The sequence below is a fragment of the Corynebacterium riegelii genome (assembly GCF_016728505.1).
GTDB classification, from domain to species: Bacteria; Actinomycetota; Actinomycetes; order Mycobacteriales; family Mycobacteriaceae; genus Corynebacterium; species Corynebacterium riegelii.
Window position 1 is genome coordinate 165,696 of the sequence record NZ_CP068159.1, and the last position, 25,052, is coordinate 190,747.

The 25,052-nt window shown below is 61.7% G+C and carries 23 protein-coding genes; 10 read left to right on the plus strand and 13 right to left on the minus strand.

Going from position 1 to position 25,052, the window contains the following annotated elements; all coding sequences use genetic code 11:
• Positions 1-147 precede the first annotated feature (147 nt).
• Both dusB and I6I71_RS00865 read left to right on the plus strand, forming a co-directional pair.
• Positions 148-1,287 carry a tRNA dihydrouridine synthase DusB gene (gene dusB, locus I6I71_RS00860; protein ID WP_201821559.1) on the plus strand — a complete coding sequence of 380 codons (1,140 nt, stop codon included), beginning with the start codon at positions 148-150 and terminating at the stop codon, positions 1,285-1,287.
• On the plus strand, positions 1,277-1,948 hold the full coding sequence (locus I6I71_RS00865; RefSeq protein ID WP_201821561.1) for a phosphate signaling complex PhoU family protein: 672 nt from the start codon (positions 1,277-1,279) through the stop codon (positions 1,946-1,948). Before dusB ends, I6I71_RS00865 begins: the two co-directional genes overlap by 11 nt.
• Before the next feature lie 56 nt (positions 1,949-2,004).
• Here the strand turns inward: I6I71_RS00865 and pstB are convergent, their stop codons facing one another.
• The 5 genes from pstB to mshD all read right to left on the minus strand — a co-directional run bounded on the left by pstB (position 2,005) and on the right by mshD (position 7,176).
• Positions 2,005-2,778 carry a phosphate ABC transporter ATP-binding protein PstB gene (gene pstB, locus I6I71_RS00870; protein ID WP_052206230.1) on the minus strand — a complete coding sequence of 258 codons (774 nt, stop codon included), beginning with the start codon at positions 2,776-2,778 and terminating at the stop codon, positions 2,005-2,007.
• Positions 2,779-2,815: 37 nt separating this feature from the next.
• Entirely contained in the window at positions 2,816-3,757 is a 942-nt protein-coding gene (gene pstA / locus I6I71_RS00875) for a phosphate ABC transporter permease PstA (RefSeq protein ID WP_201821563.1), read from the minus strand.
• An 18-nt stretch (positions 3,758-3,775) separates the two neighbouring features.
• Positions 3,776-4,840 carry a phosphate ABC transporter permease subunit PstC gene (gene pstC, locus I6I71_RS00880; RefSeq protein WP_052206226.1) on the minus strand — a complete coding sequence of 355 codons (1,065 nt, stop codon included), beginning with the start codon at positions 4,838-4,840 and terminating at the stop codon, positions 3,776-3,778.
• A gap of 179 nt (positions 4,841-5,019) precedes the next feature.
• Positions 5,020-6,168, minus strand: coding sequence for a phosphate ABC transporter substrate-binding protein PstS (gene pstS / locus I6I71_RS00885; RefSeq protein WP_201821566.1), 1,149 nt, complete (start codon positions 6,166-6,168; stop codon positions 5,020-5,022).
• A gap of 189 nt (positions 6,169-6,357) precedes the next feature.
• Positions 6,358-7,176: a mycothiol synthase gene (gene mshD / locus I6I71_RS00890; RefSeq protein WP_201821568.1), complete on the minus strand. Its 819-nt coding sequence runs from the start codon at positions 7,174-7,176 to the stop codon at positions 6,358-6,360.
• Between the two features lie 23 nt (positions 7,177-7,199).
• On the opposite strand from mshD, the gene I6I71_RS00895 reads away from it, so the two are divergent.
• Positions 7,200-7,841: a heme-binding beta-barrel domain-containing protein gene (locus I6I71_RS00895; protein WP_052206220.1), complete on the plus strand. Its 642-nt coding sequence runs from the start codon at positions 7,200-7,202 to the stop codon at positions 7,839-7,841.
• 2 nt (positions 7,842-7,843) lie between these two features.
• On the opposite strand, the gene I6I71_RS00900 is transcribed toward I6I71_RS00895, so the two are convergent.
• Positions 7,844-8,740, minus strand: a complete 897-nt coding sequence (locus tag I6I71_RS00900) for an aminodeoxychorismate lyase (RefSeq protein ID WP_201821569.1) — start codon at positions 8,738-8,740, stop codon at positions 7,844-7,846.
• Between the two features lie 40 nt (positions 8,741-8,780).
• Here I6I71_RS00900 and ygfZ point away from each other — a divergent pair, with 40 nt between their 5' ends.
• On the plus strand, positions 8,781-9,821 hold the full coding sequence (ygfZ, locus tag I6I71_RS00905; RefSeq protein WP_236587427.1) for a CAF17-like 4Fe-4S cluster assembly/insertion protein YgfZ: 1,041 nt from the start codon (positions 8,781-8,783) through the stop codon (positions 9,819-9,821).
• Positions 9,822-9,912: 91 nt separating this feature from the next.
• On the plus strand, positions 9,913-10,152 hold the full coding sequence (locus tag I6I71_RS00910) for a DUF3073 domain-containing protein (protein ID WP_070464168.1): 240 nt from the start codon (positions 9,913-9,915) through the stop codon (positions 10,150-10,152).
• A 158-nt stretch (positions 10,153-10,310) separates the two neighbouring features.
• On the opposite strand, the gene purM is transcribed toward I6I71_RS00910, so the two are convergent.
• From purM to I6I71_RS00925, 3 genes are read right to left on the minus strand one after another with little or no spacing between them, the layout of a single operon-like run.
• Positions 10,311-11,372: a phosphoribosylformylglycinamidine cyclo-ligase gene (gene purM / locus I6I71_RS00915; protein WP_052206214.1), complete on the minus strand. Its 1,062-nt coding sequence runs from the start codon at positions 11,370-11,372 to the stop codon at positions 10,311-10,313.
• Entirely contained in the window at positions 11,373-12,839 is a 1,467-nt protein-coding gene (gene purF, locus I6I71_RS00920; RefSeq protein WP_236587337.1) for an amidophosphoribosyltransferase, read from the minus strand. It lies immediately after the preceding gene.
• 18 nt (positions 12,840-12,857) lie between these two features.
• A complete protein-coding gene (locus I6I71_RS00925; RefSeq protein ID WP_101735061.1) occupies positions 12,858-13,253 on the minus strand; it encodes a sterol carrier family protein in 396 nt (131 codons plus the stop codon).
• Between the two features lie 52 nt (positions 13,254-13,305).
• Between I6I71_RS00925 and I6I71_RS00930 the strand changes: the two genes are divergently transcribed.
• Positions 13,306-14,325, plus strand: coding sequence for an acyl-CoA thioesterase (locus I6I71_RS00930; protein ID WP_201821571.1), 1,020 nt, complete (start codon positions 13,306-13,308; stop codon positions 14,323-14,325).
• A 9-nt stretch (positions 14,326-14,334) separates the two neighbouring features.
• On the opposite strand, the gene purL is transcribed toward I6I71_RS00930, so the two are convergent.
• The 3 genes from purL to purS are packed head-to-tail and all read right to left on the minus strand — an operon-like array spanning position 14,335 to position 17,522.
• Positions 14,335-16,608, minus strand: a complete 2,274-nt coding sequence (gene purL, locus I6I71_RS00935; RefSeq protein WP_201821572.1) for a phosphoribosylformylglycinamidine synthase subunit PurL — start codon at positions 16,606-16,608, stop codon at positions 14,335-14,337.
• 6 nt (positions 16,609-16,614) lie between these two features.
• Entirely contained in the window at positions 16,615-17,295 is a 681-nt protein-coding gene (purQ, locus tag I6I71_RS00940; protein WP_201821573.1) for a phosphoribosylformylglycinamidine synthase subunit PurQ, read from the minus strand.
• Positions 17,292-17,522 (minus strand): phosphoribosylformylglycinamidine synthase subunit PurS, encoded by a 231-nt coding sequence (purS, locus tag I6I71_RS00945; RefSeq protein ID WP_052206204.1) that lies wholly within the window; start codon positions 17,520-17,522, stop codon positions 17,292-17,294. The genes purQ and purS overlap by 4 nt, the downstream gene beginning before the upstream one ends.
• A 275-nt stretch (positions 17,523-17,797) precedes the next feature.
• Between purS and I6I71_RS00950 the strand changes: the two genes are divergently transcribed.
• From I6I71_RS00950 to I6I71_RS00975, 4 genes are all read left to right on the plus strand, one after another.
• Entirely contained in the window at positions 17,798-21,574 is a 3,777-nt protein-coding gene (locus I6I71_RS00950; protein ID WP_236587338.1) for an ExeM/NucH family extracellular endonuclease, read from the plus strand.
• A 296-nt stretch (positions 21,575-21,870) separates the two neighbouring features.
• Positions 21,871-22,857, plus strand: a complete 987-nt coding sequence (locus tag I6I71_RS00965) for a metal ABC transporter solute-binding protein, Zn/Mn family (RefSeq protein WP_201821574.1) — start codon at positions 21,871-21,873, stop codon at positions 22,855-22,857.
• Between the two features lie 11 nt (positions 22,858-22,868).
• Positions 22,869-23,546, plus strand: coding sequence for a metal ABC transporter ATP-binding protein (locus tag I6I71_RS00970; RefSeq protein ID WP_201821575.1), 678 nt, complete (start codon positions 22,869-22,871; stop codon positions 23,544-23,546).
• Positions 23,543-24,364, plus strand: coding sequence for a metal ABC transporter permease (locus tag I6I71_RS00975; protein WP_052206196.1), 822 nt, complete (start codon positions 23,543-23,545; stop codon positions 24,362-24,364). Before I6I71_RS00970 ends, I6I71_RS00975 begins: the two co-directional genes overlap by 4 nt.
• Here the strand turns inward: I6I71_RS00975 and I6I71_RS00980 are convergent.
• The gene (locus I6I71_RS00980; RefSeq protein WP_201821577.1) at positions 24,361-25,035 is read right to left on the minus strand and encodes a DUF2334 domain-containing protein; all 675 of its coding nucleotides are present in this window, start codon (positions 25,033-25,035) and stop codon (positions 24,361-24,363) included. The two genes, I6I71_RS00975 and I6I71_RS00980, sit on opposite strands and share 4 nt — an antisense overlap.
• Positions 25,036-25,052 lie beyond the last annotated feature (17 nt).

Consider the following 25,052-nt stretch of genomic DNA (forward strand, 5'->3'; position numbering starts at 1 on the left):
AAGTACCGGTTACTCACCCCGGCGCGGTGCCGGAAATAACCGATTAGTTACAGTGCGTCCCTATTGTGACCTATAACGCACCGGACGAACGTCGAAAAGCAAAAAGTCCTACCCCCGAAAGTGTGAGTCATGGGAAAATGGACAGCTATGCGTATAGGGGAAATTGAGACAAACTCCCCCGTCATCCTTGCTCCGATGGCGGGGGTGACAAACATGCCGTTTCGCGTGTTGTGCCGCGAAATTGAGCAGGAGCTCACCGGCACAGCATCCGGACTCTACGTCTGTGAGATGATCACCGCGCGCGCAATGGTGGAACGCAACGAAAAGACGATGCACATGACCACCTTCGCCGACGTGGAGCGCCCTCGCTCCATGCAGCTATACACCGTGGACCCGAAATACACGTACGAAGCGGTGCGGATGATTGTGGACGAAGATATTGCAGACCACATTGACATGAACTTCGGCTGCCCAGTACCCAAGGTGACCCGGCGCGGAGGGGGTTCGGCGATCCCCTACAAGCGCAGGCTGTACGGCAACATCGTGCGCGCCGCGGTGGCCGCAACCGAAGGCACCGATATCCCGGTGACGGTGAAGTTCCGCATCGGGATTGATGATGACCACCACACGCACCTCGATGCCGGCCGTATCGCCGCCGAGGAAGGCGCTGCGGCTGTTGCTCTGCACGCACGTACCGCGGCCCAGCGCTACTCCGGCAACGCACAGTGGGATGAGATTGCACGCCTGGTGGAGCATATGGACGGCACCGACGTGCCGGTGATTGGCAACGGCGACATTTTCGCCGCCGAAGACGCGGCGCGCATGATGGCACAAACCGGCTGCCATGGCGTTGAGGTTGGCCGCGGCTGCCTGGGCCGCCCCTGGCTGTTTGCGCAGCTTGGCGCCCAGCTGCGCGGCGAGGACGTACCACCAGAGCCCACGCTGGGACAAGTAGCACGCATTATTTACCGCCACGCAGAACTGCTAGCCCAGCACGATGGTGAAGACCACGCGTGTCGTGACATTCGCAAGCACACCGGCTGGTACCTGCGCGGTTTCCCGGTGGGCGGAGAGTTTCGTAAGCAGCTTGCACAAGTCACGTCGCTGACACAGCTTCAGGCGTTGTTGGACACGATTGCTGATTCCACAGAGCTAGCCGACAATGCTGATGATGCGCGCGGCCGCCAGGGCTCGCCCTCCAAGGTCGCGTTGCCTGAGGGGTGGTTGGATGATCCGGAAGATGAGACAGTTCCGGAAGGAGCGGAGATAGAAAACAATGGTGGATAGCACAGGCTTCGGGCGTGACCCGGTGCCGCTGCGCTTGGTGTACCGCGATGAACTGCGCAACTACACCGAGGACATGGTCGCGATGGCCAAGCTTGCTCGGGAGAGCATGCGCCACGCCTCGCAGGCCTTGGCGGATCAGGATCTTGAGGCTGCCGAAGGCGCGATGACGGAGTCCGATGCGCTGGGGGATATCCACCGCAGGTGTGAAGACCGCGCGTTGCAGCTCCTTGCGCGTGAAACCCCGGTGGCTACGGAGCTGCGCCAGGTGCTTGCGTACATCCATGTTGGCCAGGATCTGATGCGCATGAGTTCGCTGGCCAAATCTGTGTCCAAAATCGCACGCCAGTACCACCCCTCCCCCACACTGCCCGCAGAAATAGTTCCGCTGGTGATGGATATGGCCCAGGCCGCCGACACCATGGCCGAGCGGGTCTGCGCCATGATTACGGATGGCACACAGGAGCTTTCGCTTGACGACGCTGACGATGTCATCGACACCATCTCCGCCGAACTCACCGACGCCGCAAAAAGCGAAGCGTGGCAGTACACAAACTGCCACGCTGTTGATACCGCGCTGATTTCTCGCTTCTACGAGCGTTTTGCTGACCACTGTGTCAGCATCGCCCGCCAACTGACGTTCATCGCCACCGCCGAGCGGTAGCTAGGGGTAAAACCCTAGCTACGCACCCTAGCTGCGAAAGGGTTTCGCTGGAGCATTTAGCCGAAGCGGCCGGCGATGTAGTCTTCGGTTTCCTTCTGGTCCGGGTTCTCGAAGATCTTGGTGGTGTCGTTGAACTCCACCAGGTGGCCCGGTCGGCCGGTTGCCTCCAGGGAGAAGAACGCCGTCTTGTCAGACACACGCGCAGCCTGCTGCATGTTGTGGGTCACGATCACGATGGTGAAGTCTTCCTTCAGCTCGTGGATCAGATCCTCAACGGCCAGGGTGGAGATGGGGTCGAGGGCGGAGCACGGCTCGTCCATAAGCAGGACCTCCGGGCGGACCGCAATCGCGCGAGCGATGCACAGACGCTGCTGCTGACCACCGGAAAGGCCGCCACCCGGCTTGTCCAGGCGGTCCTTGACCTCGTCCCACAGGTTCGCGCCACGCAGGGACTGCTCGGCAACCTCGTCGAGCTTCTTCTTGTTCTTCTCACCAGACAGGGTCAGGCCGGCAACCACGTTGTCACGGATGGACATGGTGGGAAACGGGTTGGCCTTCTGGAACACCATGCCGATGGTGTTGCGCACGGACACTGGGTCGACGCCCTTGCCGTAGATATTGTGGCCGTCCAAAAGGATCTCGCCCTTCACCGAGGCACCGGGGATGACCTCGTGCATGCGGTTGATGGTGCGCAGCACGGTGGACTTACCGCAGCCCGACGGGCCGATGAACGCGGTCACGGCCTGGGCCGGAATCTCCATGTTCACGTTCTGCACGGCGTGGAAGTCGCCGTAGTAAATGTTGACGTCTTTCAACGAAAGCTTGGACATCAGTATTTCTCCTGTAATTCGAAGGTGTTACGGCGGGTTACTTCTTCTTCACCGAGTACTTGGCTGCGATGAAGCGGGCGAGCAGGTTCAGTGCAACAACGATGATCACCAGGGTCAGCGCCGCACTCCACAGGCGTTCATTCGCCGGACCGGTGGCGCCGGTCTTCCACATGTCAAGCATGAACAGCGGCAGCGAGGACTGCGGCTGGTTGAACATGTGGGTCAGGTTCATCGCCGGGTTGGAACCCACAAGAATCAGCACTGGGGCGGACTCGCCCATGACGCGTGCAATTGCCAGCATGATGCCGGTGACAATGCCGGACAGCGCAGTTGGCAGCACAATGCGTGCGATGGTCTTCCACTTCGGCACACCCAGCGCGTAGGAAGCCTCACGCAGATCCATCGGAACCACGCGCAGCATCTCCTCAGTGTTGCGCACAACAACCGGGATCATGAGCAGGATCAGCGACAAGGACACGGCGAAGCCCGAACGCTGCTGGCCCAGGATGGTGATCCACAACGCGTAGATGAACAGCGCCGCAACAATAGACGGCACGCCGGAAAGGATATCCACCATGAAGGTGGTCAACTTGCCCAGCCTGTTGCCGTTGGAGTACTCCACCAGGTAGATCGCGGTGAACACACCCACCGGGATGGAGAACACGGAAGCAACGAAGGTTTGCAGCAGCGTACCGGCAATTGCGTGGGCTGCGCCGCCGCCTTCCTTGGAAGCGCGGACACCGACCATGTCCTGGGTCCACCAGGCTGGGTCAACAACGACCTTCCAGCCGTTAATAAGCACGGTGAACAGCACCCACAGCAGCGGGATCAGCGCCAGGATCATGCAGAACCACATGACGCCACCCATGATGGAGTTGGTGGTCTTACGCCCGCTGGAGATGTGGGTGAACGGCGTCGGGTTTGCCGACGTGCTCGGCGCGCCTGCGCTGGGATTCTGGCTTGAGATAGCGGTAGACATTATCTTTGTTTCTCCTGCCTACTTGCTCTTGTTCACAATCGCGCGAGCGATCGAGTTGACAATGAATGTGAGGATGAACAGCACCAAACCAGCGGCGATATAGGCGCCAGCACTGATCGGGTTGTTGAACTCCGCTGCGGCGTTTGCAATTGCGGTAGCAAAGGTAGTGCCGCCGTCAAAGAGCGAACCGCGGTAGTCGTTCGCAGGTGCGACCACCATGTACAGCGCCATGGTCTCACCCAGTGCACGGCCCAGGCCCAGCATGGCACCGGCGATGAAGCCGGACCAGCCGAACGGGATGACTGTCATACGGATCACTTCCCAGCGGGTAGCGCCCAGCGCCAGGGCGGACTCGATCTGGCCTGGAGGGGTCTGCACGAACACCTCGCGGGCGGTTGCCGCGATGATTGGCAGAATCATGATCGCCAGCACAATGCCACCGGTAAGCACGTTGCGCGCCGTGGAGAACGGCGGGGAGTTTTGGTAGGTGGCAAAGAGGAAGAAGTCGCCGCCCCAGCTGTTGATCCAGTCGTAAAACTTGCCCAGCTTCGGGCCAAGCACCTGCGCACCCCACAGACCGAACACGATCGAAGGAACAGCGGCAAGCATGTCCACCAGCGTGCCCAGCGGGCGCACCAGGGACTTCGGCGCATAGTTGGACAAGAACAGTGCAATACCAAGCGCGATCGGCATCGCAAGAATCAGCGCGATCAGCGAAATGGTCAGCGTGGAGAAGAACAGGTTCGGGATACCGAACTGCATGTTCTCCAAGTCGGAGGTGCTCCACGGTCCGCCGTAAGTGAAGAACCCAAGCACACCGCCTTCATTACGGGACAGTGGTGGAATTGCCTGGCGAAGCAGGAAGAGACCAACCGCTGCCACCAACACCGTGATCAGGGTTGCGGAGATCGTGGAGAGAAATTCAAACACTCGGTCACCGGGACGCTTCGCGCCAGCGCCACGGCCGGACGTTGTGATAGCAGATGCATTCGCGTCCTGCTGGTCATCGCCCTGCATAACGGGAGTTGCGGTGGAGCGCTGCACTACCGGATCAGTGTTTGGTGACAGGTCATTGTCAGCCATAATTCGCAGTTCCTTTAGTTGGATGAGAACAAAAGCCTATGGGGCGCGGTTGCCGCGCCGAGTAGAAACTTCCTGCATAGGTACGCCCCCCAATCGACGAATGTCGTGGGGGGCGCACTCGCCATCCGCGCTACTAGCGCGGTGAGCAGACGGTCAAAGACTGCACGCTTTGACTCGTCTTACTGGATTGCGTTGACAGCCTCACGCAGACGCTCAGCGTGAGCACCGGTGACCGGGATGAAGCCCTCAGCCTCCAGCTCATCGTCCTGGTGGTCCAGTGCCAGGTTCAGGAAGTCCTTGATCTGGTTGGAGGTTGCCTCGTCGTAGCCAGCGGAGCAGACGATCTCGTAGGTGGTCAGGATCAGCGGGTAGGAGTCAGCCGCATCGGAAGCGAAGAGCTTATCCGCGTCAACCACCATGTTGTGGCCTTCGGTCTTGAACTCCATGTTGGCCAGAGCGTTGCCAACGGTGTCCTTGTTCAGCTCAACCGGGCCGTGGCCGAAGTCGATGTTTGCCTTGTTGTCAGCGAAGCCAGCCTCAACGTAGGTGATTGCACCGTTGGTTGCGTTAACCTCCTGTGCCACACCGGTGGAGCCGTTAGCGCCGGTGCCAACTTCCTGCGGGAAGGCCTTGCCCTCGCCGGTCCACTTGCCGTCAGAAGCGGCAGCCAGGAACTTCTGGAAGTTGTCGGAGGTGCCGGACTCGTCAGAGCGGAAGAACACCTGGATCGGCAGATCCGGCAGGGTTGCGTCCGGGTTGGACTCAGCCAGAGCCGGGTCGTTCCAGTTGGTGATGGTGCCCTGGAAGATGTCAACAATGTTGTCAATGGTCAGGTTCAGCTCATCAACACCGTCGATGTTGTAGGCAATTGCAACCGGGCCGATAACGAACGGCAGGTGCCACGCCTCGTTGCCACCGCAGCGTGCGGCAGCTTTCTCAACCTGCTCGTCCTTCAGCGGGGAGTCAGAGCCAGCGAACTTCACCTGGTTTGCAATGAAGTTCTTCTGGCCAGCACCGGAGCCGGACGGGTTGTATGCCAGGTTGGCGCCCGGAACTTCCTTGGCGTAGATCTCGCCGAAGTAGTCCATTGCCTTCTGCTGGGAGGAAGCGCCCTCAGCAACCAGTGCACCGGTCTCGCCGGACAGTACGTAGTCGCCAGCAGCTGCGGTCTCAGAGCTCTCAGCCTGGGTCTCGGCAGCCGAAGACTCAGCAGCGGTCTCGGTAGCAGCGGTGTCGGTGTCGTCGGAGCTGTTGCAAGCAACGAGGGAGACAGAGGAAACTGCAACGACGCCAGCGATTGCGGCGGTGCGCTTGATGTTGCGGATCACGGGATAACCTTTCAGGTCATTGGTAGCTCGTTCAAAGAGAATCGGCGCGGGCTGTACGCCTTCGGCACACAGCGCCTCCGATTACTCACAGCTGCTAAACGTAGAACCTCATGGTTAACCGAGGGTTGCGTGCCAAGTGAACAATCAGTGAACACGCGCTCCTCGCAAACATATCCGCAGCGTATCGGCCTATTTCTGGTACATCACATGTGATTCAGCAATTGTGAAACCAGCCTGAGAATATCGCTTCACAGCAGGCTCATTATCGGCCTCAACATAGAGGATGACCTGCGTAGATCCACCCTCCAAGAGGGACTCCAACCCCAACTGCAAAAGCGGTACCCCCAACCCCTCCCCCCGATGGGCTGAAGACAGGCCAATCACATACACCTCGCCGACGTTTCCGGGGTGGCGTTTCGTCCAATGAAAACCTGCCAGCTGCTCCCCCTGGTACAGCAGCCACACGCCTGCCGGATCAAACCAGTCGGTGTCCATTGCGCTGCGCAAACGCGCCAGATCCCAACCGCCCTGCTCGGGATGCCAATCAAAAGCGTCATTGTTTACATCCAGCCACGCCTGCTCCACGTTCTCGCGCCCGAAACGCTCAACGGCCTGCGCGTACGTCAACGCTGCAAAGCCTTCCGGAAGCTCAACCGGGCCGCGGCTAACCTGATCGGCACCGATGGACATAACCAGCAGCTCGCGCACCGGCCGCAGGCCTAAAGACTCCGCTGTGGCTTGGGCCGCGGGCAGGTTGCCGTGGGCCCACAGTTTGGGGTGGTTGACGTTGGCGTCGATAAGCCTGAAAAGCTCCTTCGCCTTACCCTGCCTGCGGCAATCAGGGTGCACGACAAGCTCAACACTGCCGTCCGAGGCTGCAAGGGCCAAGCCGCCATCCACCGTAAAGCGTGCATAATCGCCATCCAAGCCGCGCAGGAACGCCTCCGACAACGGGGCCACACCATCATGGTTTTCCGCAGCTTGCACAAGCTCTAAGTAGTCAGTCATGGTGCCAGGCTACCCTTGAGTGCATGACTGAAAATGAGAACCAAAACGACAAGCTCAACGGCAGCGACGCCGTCAACCTCGCCGCCGAACAATCCAAAGCAACCGCGCACCGCAACATCCCGGGCCTCGGCTTCGAAGAGTTCCCGCTGGAAGACGACACCGCGAACCTGCGCCAGGGCCCCTCGCTTCACGACGGCCTGTTGGCCCTCCTCCCCCTCGTCGGCGTCTGGCACGGCAGCGGCCAAATCAACGAGCAGGGCGAGGAATACGCCTTTGGCCAGCAGCTGATCTTCTCCCACGACGGTGGCAACTACCTGCGCTTTGACTCCCGCATGTGGCGCCTCGATGAAAACGGCGAGTCAACCGGCCCGGAGCAGCGCGAACTCGGTTTTTGGCGCATCTCCGAAAAGGACGAGATTGAAGTTGTGCTGGCCAACCCGCGCGGCCTGGTGGAGATCCTCTACGGCAGCATGCGCAATGAGCGCGCGTGGCAGCTGGAATCTGCATCCACCATCGCCACCGAAACCGGCCCTGCACACCACGGCCCGGGACGCCGCCTCTACGGCCTGATGCCCAACAACAACCTCGGCTGGGTGGACGAGCGCGTGGTCGACGGCGAGCTGGTGCCGTACATGTCGGCAGAGCTCAAGCGCATCGCCGGCTAGCGCTAGCGTGCTGCGGCGGAGATCAGCGCTTTGATCTCCGCTTCATTTTCGGGGGTGGCAAGCTTCGTGCCATCAATGTGGGTCACGCGTGCGCAGATGCGTGTCGACGACACGAGCCACACCGACTCCGCCTTCAACAGCTCGTTGATATAGATATCTTTGGCTTTGCACTTGAAGCCTTCCTTTTCAGCGAGCGCGAAAAGCGCCGCCTGCGTCGTGCCGGCCATGACCCCCGGCCCTGGCGCCGGGGTGCGCATGCGTCCGCCTTTCTTCAGCATGATGACGGTACTTGTGGCACCTTCCAGCACACGGCCGGTCTCGCGCTCCACGTAAATCACGTCATCAGCGCCCTGCTCGCGCGCCCAGCGCAGCGCCGCCATGTTCGCGGCGTAGTTCAGCGTTTTCGCCTCCCCCACCATCCACGGCACTTCCGGATCCGCCACAAACCCGCGCGGGGTGGTCACTACCTTCACACCGTTTTCGCGTTGTTTGCGCACTTCAGGGTCAATATCGCGCACGGTCAGCCACGCGGTGGCCACACCTGTGGTCTCCCGTCCGCGGCTAAGCGTCCAGGTGCATTTTGCTTCCTTGACTTCCTTTGGGTTGCCGCCGCGCTCCCGCACGTAATCCGCCACCGCCTCCTGGGTGGCTTTCAGCCAGTGTTGCGCGTCCGGCACCGGCAGCTGAAGCGCCTCCGCGGAACGGGTGAAGCGCTCCAGGTGGCGCTCCACGTTTCGTGGTTTGCCGTTGCGGATCAGGATGGTTTCAAATACGCCGTCTCCGCGCGTGACGGCTGCGTCGTCCCAAAACACGTGCGGCGTGTTCGGGTTTTGTCTGCGGATGGATCCGCCGTAGGGCTCTACCAGGTAGATGACGGGTTCTGGCGCTAGGAGTGACATATCTACCCATTATGCCCTTATGATCGGGGCCGTGACTCGAATGTTCTCTGTTGATCTTCCTGGTGCCGTTCCTGATCCGGAGACGCATGTTGCGCTCCACTTTGGGGATCCTTTAGCGGAGCAGCGCGCGTTGGCTGAAACGCCGACGCTGATTGACCGCTCGTATTACGACGTCATCGCCGTTTCCGGCCCTGATGCCGCGACGTTTTTGAACAACTTACTCTCCCAGAAGCTCGACGGTGTAGCCGCCGGTTTCGGCGCCTTCGCACTCGACCTGAACGCCCAGGGACACATCTTGCACCACGTTGGCGTGATGTTTGACGGCTCAACGTTCTACCTGGACATGTTGCCGCAGCAAAAGGCGTCGTTCCTTGAGTTTTTGCAACGCATGGTCTTTTGGTCCGACGTCACCATCGAGGAAACCGACCTCGTGCTGGTCTCCACCTTCGGCCGGCCGCTCGACGGCGCCGTTGCCACCCGCACCCGCCGTTTCGGGAGCTTTCTGCTTCACGACGCCCTGTTATCCCCCACCACCGTCACCCCCACCCTGGACGCGTGGCAGGCCGACGGCGGTCGCGTTGCCGGTTTGATGGCGTACACCGCGGCCCGCGTTCGCGCGGTCGAGCCGGAGCTGGGTGTGGATCTTGATGAGCGCTCCATCCCCCACGAAGCGCCCACCCTCATCGGCCGTGGCGATCACCTCGGCGCCGTCCACCTGCACAAAGGCTGCTACCGGGGTCAGGAAACCGTGGCGCGTGTGGAAAACCTCGGCCGTTCACCACGACTATTGGTGATGCTGCAGCTTGACGGCTCCGCACCTGAGCTGCCCGCCCCTGGTGCCGAGATCACGCTTGGCGGCCGCAAGGTTGGCCAGTTGGGCACCGTGGTCCAAGACGCCGACTACGGCCCCATCGCGCTGGCGCTGGTGAAACGCTCTGCACTTACAGACCCCACCGCGTCCCTGGACATCAACGGCGTGGCGGCCAACGTTGACCCAGACTCCCTGCCCGCCGAAGAAGGTGAGCGCGCAGGACGTGCCGCCATTGACAAACTCCGCGGCGGCGTGAATCCGCGCAGGTAGATGGGCGGAGGGGAATTTTTTGGTGGCACCCGCTATTATGTCTGGCAGGACAAATACGATTAGATAAATAGCACCTCAAGGGGGTCACGCCATGGGCCGCGGACGCGCCAAAGCAAAGCAGACCAAGGTAGCTCGCCAGCTCAAGTACAACTCTCCGGAAATGGACCTCGATTCCCTGCAACGTGAGCTTGCAGCACAGGTCCCAGGAGGCTGGGCCGAGGACGACGATGAGGTGGACGACCAGTACGGCGACTACGCCGACTATGCCGACTACGGCAACTGGGACGATGAGGATGAGGACAACCGCGGCCAGCGCCGCGTTGCTCGCTAACTCCCCCACCTTCTCACTGCAGCTCGCTGCCGCAGCCTAACAGCCGCAGCCTAACCGCTGCCTAACCGCAGCCAGCTGCACCTGTTTGCAACGAAAAGAGCGCAACCCCGAGCCAATACGCGGGGTGCGCTCTTTTCGCGTGCCGTTTTTCGGCGCAGCTAGTACTGCGGGTGCTCGCCGGTGAGCAGGGCGCGGGGTTCGTCGTCGTTGGTGGCGGCGCGGACCTCGCCAAGCACCCAGCTATCAATGTGGCGTGCGGCCAAAATGGCTAGTGCACGGTCGCGGTCGCTAGGCGACACAACGGCAACCATGCCCACACCCATGTTGAAAGTCTTCTCCATCTCCGCATCCGGCACCTGGCCGACAGAGCGGATGGTGCGGAAGATCTGGCCCGGGGTCCAGGTGGCGCGGCGCATCTCTGCAACCAGGCCTTCTGGGATGATGCGCTCCATGTTGCCCACCAGGCCACCGCCGGTGACGTGGCAGAAGGTACGCACTTCGCACTCGGCGGCCAGCTCAAGGCAGTCAAGAGCGTAGATGCGGGTGGGTTCAAGCAGCTCCTCGCCAAGCGTGCGGCCAAGTTCCTCGATGTGGCCGTCAAGCGGCAGCCCGGCGCGCTCCAGAAGCACGTGGCGGGCAAGGGAGTAGCCGTTGGAGTGTAGTCCGGAGGATGCCATGCCGATGATGATGTCGCCTTCGCGCACCAGGTGGGGGCCGAGCAGCTCATCGGCCTCGACGACGCCAACGGCGGTTGCGGAGACGTCGTAGTCATCCGGGTTCATTACGCCGGGGTGCTCTGCGGTCTCGCCACCGAGAAGGGCGCAGCCTGCCTGGACGCAGCCTTCTGCAATACCGCCGACGATCTCAGCGACTTTCTCCGGCACAACCTTGCCAATTGCAATGTAGTCCTGCAGGAACAGCGGCTCAGCACCGCAGACGACCAGGTCATCCACGCACATGGCAACCAGGTCAATGCCAATGGTGTCGTGCTTGTCCATCGCCTGGGCAACGGCCAGCTTCGTGCCCACACCATCAGAGCCTGCGGCCAGCAACGGCTCCTTGTACTTGCCCAAGGCAAACAGACCGGCAAAGCCGCCGAGTCCGCCGCGGACCTCCGGGCGGGTGGCGCGCTTGGCGTGCGGCGCGAACAGTTCAACGGCCTTGTCGCCGGCTTCGATGGATACGCCTGCGGCCTCGTAGGAAATCTCGGGGTTACTCATTTACGCTTCGGCGCCTTTCTTCATGCGGCGGACAAGGTCCGCGTTCGGGTTGCCCTCCGGCAAACCTAGTGGGTAATGGCCGGTGAAACACGCGGCACAAAGGTTCTCGGCATCCTGGTGGGACGCCGCAACAATATCGTCAATCGGCACAAACGCCAGGGAGTCTGCACCAATCATGGTGCGGATAGATTCCGCGATCTCCTCATCCGAGCCACCGCGGCCATGGTTTGCAATTAGCTCACCGGGGCTGGCGAAGTCAATACCGTAGAAGCACGGCCACTTCACCGGCGGCGAGGCGATACGCACGTGCACCTCCGCAGCACCTGCCTCACGCAGCATGCGGATCAGCTTGCGCTGCGTGTTGCCGCGCACAATGGAGTCATCCACCACGATCAGCTTCTTGCCTTCAATGACCTGGCGTACTGGGTTGAGCTTCAGGCGCAGGCCCAGCTGACGCAGGGTGTCGGAAGGCTGGATGAAGGTGCGGCCCACGTAGGCGTTCTTCATCAACCCCTGCTTGAACGGGATGCCAGATTCTTCGGCGTAGCCAATCGCGGCCGGGGTGCCGGATTCCGGCACCGGCATCACCAGATCACCCTCGACGGGGTTGACGCGCGCCAGCCTGCGGCCGATTTCAATGCGGGAGTTGTTGACCGTCTGGCCCTCAATCACCGAATCCGGACGAGCAACGTAGACGTACTCAAACACGCAGTGCGCGCGCGTGGTCTCGGCGTAGCGCTTGGAATGCACACCCGTCTCATCAATCCAGATCAACTCGCCTGGCTCGATCTCACGGACAAAGGCGGCGCCCACAATGTCCAAAGCACACGTCTCAGAGGCAACCACCCAGCCTTCTTCAAGACGCCCCAACGAAAGCGGCCGCACACCATGCGGATCACGTGCGGCGTAGAGCGTGTGCCCGTCCGTAATCATGAAGCAGAAGGCGCCGTGGATGCGTGGGAGGAGTTGCTCGCATGCGTCAAGAAGCGTGTGCTCCTCACGAATCAGAGCCGCCAACAACGCAGAGACCACCGCAGTGTCAGAGGAAGAGCCCTGGCCCTGCACGCCATCGGCAGGCACCAGCTTCTTCTCAATGGCTTCCGCCTGCAGCTCCGCGTAGTTGACCAAGTTGCCGTTGTGCGCCAACGCCACATCAGTGCCGTTTGGCGACGTCCGGAACATCGGCTGCACATTATCCCAACTATTTCCACCCGCGGTGGAATAGCGCGTATGGCCAATCGCCACATCACCCTGCAGCGCGCCCAGGACGGTTTCATCAAAAACTTGGCTGACCAAGCCGGTGTCCTTAAACACCACGATGTTTTCCTTATCGCCAACAGCAATGCCGGCGCCTTCCTGACCACGGTGCTGCAGCGCAAACAACCCGAAATACGTCAGTTTAGATACGTCTTCTTTCGGCGCCCATACCCCAAAGACGCCGCACTCTTCCCTGGCTTCACCTTGCACGACCCCTATGGTATCCGACTAGCGCCGAACTGCCGAAAGTGAAACGACCGGAAGCCCCCTCGCAACCTCACCCGCACGCGCGCCGGAGGCGTGGACGTGGGGGGAGGATAACGCGGCGTCGAAAAGCAAAAGCCCTGTTGCAAGCCGCAACCAGGTCTCCGGATCCATCTCCACAACATTCGGCGGCGTACCGCGCGTGTGCCGAGGGCCCTCGACGCACTGCACGGCCACAAACGGCGGAATGCGCAGCTCAACCGCATGCCCCGGCAACTCCTGCGCAAGCGTGCGAGCCGTCGTGCGACACGCCGCCGCAAGCTGCGCACGCGTCGGCTTTACCCCCTCCCCCTCAAGCCACGCAGCCACCGCCGCAACAGCCTGCGTCATTTCCGCCGGATCAACCTGTTTGCTCGCCATAACTGCATAGTGCCATGCCAGCACAACACGCGGCGATGGCTATTGTGTTGCTATGTCTGGAAGCAAGTCCGAAGCACCCGTACCCACCGAAAAGTCGCCCTCCATCACCCTGCGATTTATGGCCGCACCGACCGACGTGCTGCACGCCGGCGCCCAAGGCGTCAACGGCGGACGCGTCCTGGAGTGGATTGATAAGGCCGCCTACGCGTGCGCCGCACAGTGGTCATCCACCTACTGCGTAACCGCCTACGTTGGGCACATCCATTTCACCCGCCCGATCCCCTCGGGCCACATTGTGGAGGTCCGCTCACGCGTGGCCATGACCGGGCGCTCTTCCATGCACATTGTTAATGAGGTGCTGTCGGCGGACCCTCGCCAGGGAATCTTCACGCGCGCATGCGACTGCCTGGTCATCTTCGTGGCTAAGGACACCGAGACCGGCAAACCCACCCCGGTTCCTACATTTGTGCCGTCCACCGATGAAGAGCGCCGCGTAGAGCAAGCAGCACTGAGCCGCATTGACCTGCGCAAGGCCATCGAGGCAGAAATGAGCGAGCAAACCTACACGGACGATTCCACCGCACCGCGGGTTGTGCACCGCTTCCTGGCTAAGCCAACAGACGTGAACTGGGGCGGCAACGTGCACGGTGGCACCGCCATGGAGTGGATAGATGAAGCCGGCATGGCGTGCACCATGGAGTGGTCGGGTGAGCGCACCGTCGCCGTGTATGCGGGCGGCATTCGCTTCTACCGCCCGATTCACATTGGGGATTTGATTGAGGTTGAGGCGCGCCTGACGCGTACGGATAACCGTTCGCTGCACACCTCAATCCACGTGCGTTCCGGCGACCCACGTGGCGGGCGCGAGAACCTTAAAGATGCCATCCATGCGACCGTAACCTACCTGGCTACGGACATTGACGGCACCCCGCTGCCTGCCCGCCAGTTCAATCCGGTGACGGCGGAAGACAGGCGGCTGTGGGAGCACACGCAGGCTCTGAAGGACCTGCGCGGCCAGTACGAGCCGGTGCCTTTGGTGGAAATGCCAAAGGCTACCCAGCGCGTGGACTAGCCTGCGGGTTTAGACCGCAGCGTTCGGTGCCACACTGTGGCCGAAGTGCTGCGGCAGCGTCGCGGCCCAAGCTTCAGCCAGCTCGTCCACTGCGACTTCCTGGTTGCCGAAGGAGAGCTTGCCGCTTGCAGACGTCTCACCAACCACCACAGCCGGCACCCCAACAGCAGCGGCGCGCTCAAGCGCTGCATCAACACGGTCGCGGGACACGGCGATGAGCACGCGGGACGCGGACTCAGAGAACAGCGCGGTGAACGCGTCCTCATGCACGGCTTCCAGGTTGAGGTCTGCGCCCAAGCCGGAGGCGAGCAGCAGCTCGAAGACCGCCTGGGACAGGCCGCCCTCGGACAGGTCGTGGGCTGCGGAAACACCTTCAACGCCGCCGAAGAATTCCGCCAGGCGGGCCTCATTAGCAAGGTCAACCTGCGGCGGCAGGCCTGCCAGGCCCTGGCCGGAAATGTCCTGCCAGACAGAGCCGCCGAACTCCTCAAAGGTCTCGCCCAGAAGAACCAGCACGTGCTCTTCCGCACCAGCTGGCAGGGCGTGCGGGATGGAGTTTTCCACGTCCTCGATCACGCCGAGCACGCCAACCACCGGGGTGGGCAGAATCGGAGTGTCGCCCGTCTGGTTGTAGAAGGACACGTTGCCGCCGGAGACAGGTACGGAGAGTTCACGTGCGCCGTCGGCAAGACCATGCACTGCCTCAGCGAACTGCCACATCACGTCCGGGTTCTCCGGGGAGCCGAAGTTCAGGCAGTTGGTCACGGCAACCGGGGTTGCGCCGGTGACAGCAACGTTGCGGTACGCCTCCGCCAGCGCCAGGCGCGCGCCCATGTTCGGATCCAGGTAGGTGTAGCGGCCGGAAGCGTCAGCGGAGATTGCCACGCCGCGGCCGGACTCCTCGTTGATACGCAGCACACCAGCGTTGGCGTGCTTGGCCTGCACGGTATTGCCACGCACATAGCGGTCGTACTGCTGCGTGATGAAGTCACGCGAGCACAGCGCAGGCGATGCAACCATCTGCTTCCAGGTGCCCACTAGGTCATCGGACTTGGTTACCTCGGTCTTTGCCTGGACGCCATCCAGCCACTCCGGGCGTGCGTACGGACGCTCATAGACTGGGCCCGCATCAATCGTTGACGGCGGTGCATCCATCACCAGCTCACCCTGGTGGTAGACAGCCAGGCGGTCAGTCTCATCCGTCACCTCACCGATGACGGCTGCGCCAACCTCCCACTTCGCACAGATCTCCATGAAGCGGTCCACGTTCTCAGGGGCCACAACAGCACACATGCGCTCCTGGGACTCAGAGGCGAGGATCTCTGCCGCGGTCATGTTCTCTGCGCGCAACGGCACTGCGTCCAGGTCCACGCGCATACCGCCGTCACCGGCAGCAGCAAGCTCAGAGGTAGCGCACGACAGGCCGCCGCCACCCAAGTCCTGGATGCCCACAACAACGCCGGCCTGGTAGAGCTCCAGGCAGCACTCGATGAGCACCTTCTCTGCAAACGGGTCGCCCACCTGGACGGCAGGCAGCTTGCGCTCCTCGCCCTCCTCAAACGTGGCGGAGCCAAGCACTGACACGCCGCCAATGCCGTCAAGGCCGGTGCGAGAGCCGAACAGGATCACCTTGTTACCGGTGCCGGAGGCGAATGCCAGGTGGAGGTCTTCCACCTTCAGCGTGCCCACACAAAGGGCGTTGACCAACGGGTTGCCGGCGTATGCTGGATCAAACACGGTCTCGCCACCAATGTTGGGCAAGCCCAGGCAGTTGCCGTAGCCGCCAATGCCGTGCACCACGCCCGGCAACACGCGTTTGGTGTCATCTGCATCAACCGCGCCAAAGCGCAGCTGATCCATCACGGCAATCGGGCGTGCACCCATGGCCATAATGTCGCGCACAATGCCACCGATACCCGTTGCGGCACCCTGGTACGGCTCCACAAAGGAGGGGTGGTTGTGGCTTTCCACGCGGAAGGTCACCGCATCACCGCCACCGATGTCCACCACACCAGCGTTTTCACCAATGCCGGCGAGGATCTTGGAGGCCATTTCCTCCGTCATGGTCTCGCCGAAGTAGCGCAGGTGCACCTTGGAGGACTTGTACGAGCAGTGCTCAGACCACATCACGGAATAAACGGTCAGCTCCGCGTCCGTCGGCCTGCGGCCCAGGATCTCCTTGATCTTCTGGTACTCATCGTCCTTCAACCCCAGCTCAGCGTATGGCTGCTCAATTTCCGGGGTTGCTTTTGCATTATCGACGGTATCGTTCACCACAGTCACAGCGTCTTACGCTCCAATCTTCGAAATCGCGTCGATGGCGGAATGGAACAGTCCCAGCCCATCAGTGGAAGGGCCGGTGAGGGCTTCGATAGCGTGCTCCGGGTGCGGCATGAGTCCGACGACGCGGCCGGTCTCATTGGTCACGCCCGCGATCGCGTTGATCGAGCCGTTGAAGTTATCGGTGTAGCGGAAGACCACGCGGCCTTCCTTCTCCAGCGCCTCGATGGTTTCTGGCTGCGCCTGGAAGCGGCCCTCACCATGCTTGGCGGGAACGAGGATCTTGTCCCCCTGCTCGAACTTGCTGGTCCAAGCTGTATCGGCGTTTGCCACCTCAAGGTAGGTGTCAACGCAGTGGAAGTTCAGGCCCTGGTTGCGGGTCAGTGCGCCCGGCAGCAGGCCAGCCTCGGTGAGAATCTGGAAACCGTTGCAAATACCCAGCACCGGCATGCCACGCTTCGCAGCGTCGATCACTGCCTGCATCATCGGCGCCTGCGCAGCAATCGCGCCAGTGCGCAGGTAGTCACCGTAGGAGAAGCCGCCGGGGACGACCACCGCGTCGATGCCGTCGAGGGAATCATCCGCGTGCCACAACTGCTTCGACGTAGCGCCGGCAAGGCGGACGGCACGCAGCGCATCTACGTCATCCAGCGTGCCTGGAAAAGTAATGACTCCGATAGTTGCGCTCATCGCACAACCTCGAAGTCCTCGATCACAGTGTTAGTCAACAGGGTTTCAGCCATGTGGCGAAGCTGTTCATCGGTTACGGAATCATCTACCTCGATTTCGAACCGCTTGCCCTGGCGGACGTCAGCGACGCCCTCCACCCCGATGCGGCCCAGTGCACGCAGCACTGCTTGGCCCTGCGGGTCCAGAATTTCAGTCTTGGGCATGACATTGACGACGACTCGTGCCATGAGAATCCTTCGTGTTGAGGGAGGTTGGACGCTTTAAACGCCTTTTCAAGCGCCTTAAACAAGGACGCGCACCAGTATATCCGACGAGGCCACACGCCTTCGAACGTACGTTGACCAGCGCAAAAACCCTGCTACGCAAAATGAACGTGGCGCCAAAGTGAACAACCCCTGAATTCTTGGAAAAGCCTGTCATCTCACCAAGCGGAAACTGAGTGCCGCCGCTAGTTTGATCTTGCTATTGCACACCATTTGTTCAGTTTCCCGAAGAGGTCTCCATGTCTTTTCCACGCAGAAGCCTGAGCGCAGCATTCGCGATTGCGCTGGCAGCAGGTACCGTATCCGTCGTCACGCCAACTGCTCTTGCAGCTCCAGACGGCTCCAACGTTGTCATCAATGAGGTCTACGGCGGCGGCGGTAACTCCGGCTCGAAGTACAGCCACGACTTTGTTGAGCTGTACAACCCGACCGACCAGGACATCGATCTGACCGGTTGGAAGCTGGACCAGCAGTCCGCCAAAGGCAACACGGGCGCAGAAGTCTTCTTGAAGGGCACTGTCCCCGCCGGTGGCTTTTTCCTTATTCAGGGACAGGGCACTCCAGATAAGGGTGCAGGCCTGCCTACACCTGACCAGGTTGCAGAGTTCAACTTCGGCGCCAAGGGTGCAATTGCCGTCCTAACCAGCCCGAGCGGCGAAGTTGACCGAGTCGGTTGGGGCGGTGCGAGCAAGCCAGAGGGCACCTCTGCCGCAAGCACGAGCAACTCCGAGTCCGTCCAGCGCGCGCAGGTAGGCGTGGACACAGACAACAACGCGGCGGACTTCATCGTGGCTGAGCCGACCCCGCAGAACTCGGGCAATGAAGCAGCCCCGCAGCCCGAAAAACCGCAGCCCGAAAACCCGGAGAACCCGGGCACTCCGCAGCCGCAACCCGGCGAGATCACCCCGATCGCAGAGATCCAGGGCACCGGCGCCGCTTCCCCGCTGGAGGGGCAGACGGTGACTACGGAGGGCGTCGTCACGGCTGTGTATGACGAGGGCGGCAAGAACGGTTTCTTCCTCCAAACCGCAGGTAGCGGCGGTGCAGCGAAGAACCCGGGCGATGCGTCTGACGGCATTTTCGTCTATGTGGGTGGTGGGCAGAGTTTTCCGGAGCGTGGGGCGTCGATACGCGTGACCGGCAAGGTCAGCGAGTACTACAAGCAGACCCAGCTCACGCTCTCCGCGATTGAAAAGCTCAGCGAGGCGCTTGAGGCGCCGAAGGCAACCGCGATCGACACCCTGCCGGCCGGCGACGATGCCCGCGAGCCGTACGAGGGCATGCTGGTCCGCCCGACCGGCGCCTACACGGTGACCAACAACTACACCCTCAATTCCACCGGTGACCTGGGCCTTGCGCCGGGTGAGCGCGCCCACCGCACCCCGACGGATGTGGTTGCGCCGGGTGCACCCGCAACCACCTTGCAGAAGCAGCAGGATCTGGAGCTTGTCACGCTTGACGACGGCCGCACCCGCGACTACTTCCGCACCGACAAGAACACCCCGCTGCCGTACATCTTGACCTCTGACAACGGCATCAAATCCATCCGCACGGGCGACCAGGTGCAGTTCCAAACTGACGTTGTTGTGGATTACTCCTTTGACAAGTGGCGATTCCAGCCGCTGCAGCCGATCACCGGCAAAAATGCGGCAGAGGAGCTGCCGATCACGTGGGAGGATTCCCGCAAGACCTCCTACGACGTGCCGGACACTGTTGAGGGTGACTACTCCATCGGCTTCTTCAACGTGCTGAACTACTTCAGCAGCCTGGGTGAAGACGAGAAGGGCTGCAAGGCCTACAACGACATTTACGGCACTCCGATCGCGACGAACCGTTGCAAGGTCCGCGGCGCGTTCTCCCAGAAGGCGTTCCAGGATCAGCAGGCGAAAATTGTTTCCGCAATTAACAAGCTGGACACTGACGTGCTTGGCCTCTCTGAGATCGAAAACACCTACAGCGTGACCGGCAATAAGTCGAAGCGCGACGAGGCGCTGCAGAACCTTGTGGACGCGCTGAATGAGAAGCAGCCGAATAAGTGGGATCTGGTGAAGTCCCCGCAGAAGCTCGGCACCGATGAGGACGTGATCCGCGTCGCGTTCATCTACCAGCCGGCGAAGGTGGAGCCGGTTGGTGAGTCGATCATTTTCGACGACTCCGCGTTCACCCGCACCGCCCGCCAGCCGCTCGCCCAGGAGTTCAACACCATCGGCAACGATGAGGACGACAACTTCGTGGCCGTGGTCAACCACTTCAAATCCAAGGGCTCCGTTGCCAAGGGCGACGAAGACACCGGTGATGGCCAGGGCAACAACGCACGCCTGCGCGCACAGCAGTCCGAGGCGCTGCTTCGCAAGCTCAACGAGCAGTCCCAGTGGGCTACGCTTCCGACGTTCCTGGTTGGCGACTTCAACGCATACTCCAAGGAAGACGCCATCGGTGTCTTCGAACAGGGCGGCTTCAGCATCGTGGAGTCCGAGCGCGACTTCGACCAGGCGTCCTACCAATTCAGCGGCCAGCTGGGTTCCCTTGACCACATCCTTGCTAACGAGGCAGCGCAGAAGCTGATCAAGGACTCTGCGGTGTGGAACATTAACGGCGATGAGTCGAACTCGTTCGAGTACTCCCGCCGCCTCTACAACGTCCAGGACTTCTTCGGCGACGGCGACGACCCACTGTACGGCTACGGCAACCCATTCCGCTCCTCCGACCATGACCCGGTGAAGGTCGGCTTCGGCGAGGCAGCTTCTTCGTCCGAGTCCGACGCCGACAAGCACGATCCCCAGGTCCAGGAAATCACGGTTGCACAGGGCGATTCGCTTACCGACGCCCCAACCGCCATCACCAACACCGACCAACTTCCCGAGGGAACGACCTTCAAGTGGACCACGCCGGTGGACACCAACACCGCTGGCGACAACCAGACTGGCGTGATCACGGTGACCTACCCAGACGGCAGCTCTGAGACCGTTGATGTTGTGGTGAACGTCAAGCCGAAGGCGCGCTACATCGTTAAGGCCGAGATTCAGGACGGCAACCTCGTCGTCACCTACGACAACGGCGAGACCGAGAACCTTGGCAACGTCACCGGCGAGCAGGGCCCGAAGGGCGATAAGGGCAATAAGGGTGACACCGGCGCCGCAGGCCAGGACGGCGTAGACGGCAAGGACGGCGTAGACGGTCAGGATGGCAAGGACGGCGTTGACGGCCAGGACGGCAAAGACGGCGCTAATGGCAAAGACGGTGTCGACGGCAAGGATGGCGAGCAGGGCCCGAAGGGCGACAAGGGCGACACCGGCGCCCCCGGCCAGAAGGGCGACCAGGGCGACAAGGGTGACACCGGCGCCCCCGGCCAGGACGGCGTAGACGGCAAGGATGGCCGTGGCGTCACATCCTTCGAGATCAACGACAATGGCGAGTTGGTCGTCTCCTACACCGACGGCACCTCCGAGAACCTGGGCAAGGTTACCCAGGACGCAAAGGACGGCGAGGCAGGCGAACCGGGCCAGCCGGGCCAGCCAGGCCAGCCAGGTAAGGACGGCGCCAACGGCCAGGATGGTGAAGACGGCGCCAACGGCGCTGACGGTCAAGACGGCGCTGATGGCAAGGACGGCAAGGACGGCCGCGGCGTAACCAACGCAGAAGTCAACGAAAACGGTGAGCTGATCCTGACCTACACCGACGGCACCACCCAGAACCTGGGCAAGGTCAAAGGCGCCGACGGTAAGGACGGCCTCACCCCGACGACGCCGAGCGAAGATAGCAATAAGCGCTGCTTGCCGGCTGCGCTTGGTGTATCCCTGCCGCTGTTGGCCCTGATCCCGCTCGGACTTGCGGCCACCATGGATATCCCGGCGCTGGCACCGGTTAAGGAGCAGATCAGCAGCACGATCGATCCGCTTCCGATCAGCAAGCAAGACCTACAGATCGCTGGCGGTGTGGCGGTAACAGCGGCTGCGGTTGCGGCAATCGCTACGATCGCTGCGGCTTGCTCCACCGACAGCGGGTCCTCCAAGTAATCCCTCCCAGTAATTACATTTGTCGTCTAGCGCTCCATGTGGCTGCTAGACGACATTTTTGTCTGCCAAGAGCAGGGCCAGCCTGGAGCAGCTCGCGGCAGTCCGAAACACCTGAACCCGGCAATTGCCGGCCAGCTGTGGCAGATATCACCGGTTTGGCAACGTGTTGCCGCAGCCCCAAAAAGGCGCACCCGCACCTCAGGCCGTGAACACACCCCATCCCGCACACCGTCTCAAGTGCCCGCAAAACTACCCTTCAATTGAAACCCGTTTTCAGTAGTGGTTTAATCGCCCGCATGCACAAAACGAAAATGATTCCCGGTTTGGCGGTTGTGGCGGCGGTGGCGTTGGTTGGGGCGTCGGTAAGCAGCTGCTCCTCTGAAAGCCAAAGTGATAACGCGGCAGACATCATTGCCACCACCAATGTCTGGGCCGATGTCGCGGCTGCGGTGACGGGCGACGATGTTGAGGCCATTATCAGCGACGCCTCCATCGACCCCCACCACTTCGAGCCCGCCGCGAAGGACCTCGCGCGCGTCAAGGCTGCGAACCTTGTGGTTGCCAACGGCGGCCACTACGACCAGGCGATCTACCGCGTAGCCGAGCAAGATCGCGTGATCTTCGCGGTGCCGCCGCACGCGCACGACGAGCACGACCATGATCATGAGCACGATCACGGTTACGATCATGATCACGAAGGTCACGACCACGAGGGCCACGACCACGAGCACGGCTGGATCGATACCATCCCTGAGTCCATGGACGAGCTGGAGCACGTGTGGTTCGCCACCAGCAAAGTCAAGGACGTGGCAACGCAGGTAGCTGACCGTACCGGCGGCTCCGCGGATGACGTGGTGGCTCGCATGGATGCCATTCAGCAGCGTCTGGATTCCTTCAAGCACGTCCACCTAGCCATGACTGAGCCGATTGCCGCGCCGCTGATCTGGGGTACTGAGCTGCACGACATCACCCCGGAGTCCTACCTTTTGGCAACGCTTAATGAGGTAGAGCCGTCCGCTTCCGCCGTCGCGGAGACCCTCGCGCTGATTGAGAGTGGCTTCCTCGACTTCCTTGTGGTCAACCCGCAGAGCACCAACAGCGCTACGGATCGCCTGGCGCAGGCTGCGAAGGACAACAACCTGCCGATTGTTGAGATACGCGAGACCCCGCCGGAGGGCATGAACTTCCTGGACTACTTTGAACAGGTAGTTGATGAGATTGAGTCGATCGTGAATGCGGCTGAGCCTCGCCCGGACACGGAGCTTCCGCGCTTCAACAATTAAGCTGCTTTTCCGTGATCCTTCGATTCACTGACGCTGCCGTCGACCCGTTGTGGCACGGCCTGGATTTTGAGCTTGACGGTGGTGAGTTCCTCGCGGTGCTCGGGCCTAATGGCGTGGGCAAATCCACGCTGCTGGGCACGATTTTGGGAACGCGCAAGCTCACACATGGCTCGGTAGAGACCAATGGCCGAGTGGGGTTGATTCCGCAGCAGCGGATGTTTCCGCGTGATTTACCCATGCGTGGGCGTGATTTGGTCTCGCTTGCGGTCAATCACCGGGGTCGTGCTGATCGCGCGCGGGTTGATGCGTTGCTTGACCGCGTCGGTGCCACACCGTTTGCGGATCAGCGCGTGGGCACGCTTTCGGGCGGCCAGCAGCAGCTGATTCGTCAGGCCCAGGCGTTTGCACAAGATCCGGAGCTTTTGCTTGCCGACGAACCCCTGCTCTCCCTCGACCCCTCCAAACAGCGAGAAGCCGTAGACAGGTTTGTCGCATCGGGCGCTGCCGTGGTGTGCGTGACTCACTCGATTAACCCGGTGTTGGGCGTGGTGGATCGCGTCTTATATCTCGGCCCTGAGGGACATGTGATTGGTGAGGTTGGCGAGGTCATGCGTTCCTCCGTGCTCAGCGAGCTCTACGGCACCCACGTCGACGTTGCTGAAGTCGGCGGAAAGCTGGTGGTCCTGTGACCACGTTAGAGCTACTGCAACTGGATTTTGTCCAGGCGACACTGGTTGCGTGTGCGCTGCTGGGGTTGCTCTCTGGGGTAATGGCGCCGCTCATTGTGCTTCGCCAGATGTCGTTTTCGGTGCATGCCACCAGTGAGCTGGCGCTGATGGGTGCCTCTGCCGCACTGCTGGTTGGCATCAACGTGGGGGCGGGTGCGATTGTGGGGGCGATCGTCGCGGCCCTCGTCCTGGCAGCGCTGGGTTTGAAGGGCCAGCAAGACTCAGCCGTGGGTGTGGTCATGAGTTTCGGCATGGGCTTATCTGTGCTGTTTATTCATCTCTACCCCGGCAACGCTAACCGGGCGCTTGCCCTGCTTACGGGCCAGATCGTCGGCGTGACGGGACAGGACTTGTGGCTGCTGGCGGCAACCACGGCGCTGGTCATCATCGCTGTAGCCGCACTGTGGCGGCCTTTGTTGTTCGCATCCGCCGACCCAGAGATGGCCGCTGCTTCCGGCGTACGCGTGCGCACCATGGCGTTGATGTTCGCGGTGCTGGTGGGTATCGCTTCCGCGCAGTCGGTGCAGATTGTCGGTGCGCTGCTGGTCATGTCGCTGCTGATCACACCCGGCGCGGCCGCCGCTCAAGTCACTGCCAACCCAGTGCGTGCGGTGTGGCTGTCCATCCTGTTTGCTGAGGCTGCCGCGGTTGGCGGCATGGTCCTTTCGCTCGCCCCGGGCGTGCCGGTGAGTGTGTTCGTGGCGTTCATCTCGTTCGGCATTTACTTGGTGTGCCGGGTTATTGCGCGAATGAAGGACTCGCGAATCAGAGCGCGCTAAAGGTACGCGCGGTAGTCCGCAGGCACGCTACCTGCGCTCACGGCCGCACGGGCGGCAGCCACAAAGTCGCGGCACACTTTCTTCTCCCCTAGCTCACGACCCGAAACCGAAAGCCTGATCGTGTTGCCGCGCTCCGCGCCGCGCACGGCGGCTTTCATGATGTTGCGTCGCCACCACTTCGCCGCGCCAAAGCCTTCGCCTAGGGACAGGTTGCGGCACTGCGTGAACTCGCCGGTGCGCAGCTGGTGGATCCCGGCGGTAGAAGCCGCCAAGCCGAAGCCGAAATCCGGCAGCACGGCCAGAGTGCCCTCAGACATCTGCCAGCGCGGGGGCGCGAACATGTCAAACGCAAAGCCCAGGGATTCCATCTGCCGCGTCGCTCCTTTGAGACGCAACCGCGCCTCATGCTCCGGCAACGTGGCAAACTCCGCGCGCCTACCCTGCACCGCCTGATCGAACCCGTTGAGCAGCACCGCGCGGGTGCCCATTTGCTCTTTGAGCCAGGTGCGGGTGGTGGTGTCTTTGGCGAGGTGCCATTTTGCGTCGATATGCGGGGCAACCAGCAGGGAGACCGGGATGCCCGCATGGTCGAGATTGTCAACGAGGGTGCGGACGCCGTCGAGTGTTTCGCTAAAAATCGAAGAGACAGAAACAAGCAGACGGCCAGACATAGGGATCAGTTTCGCAC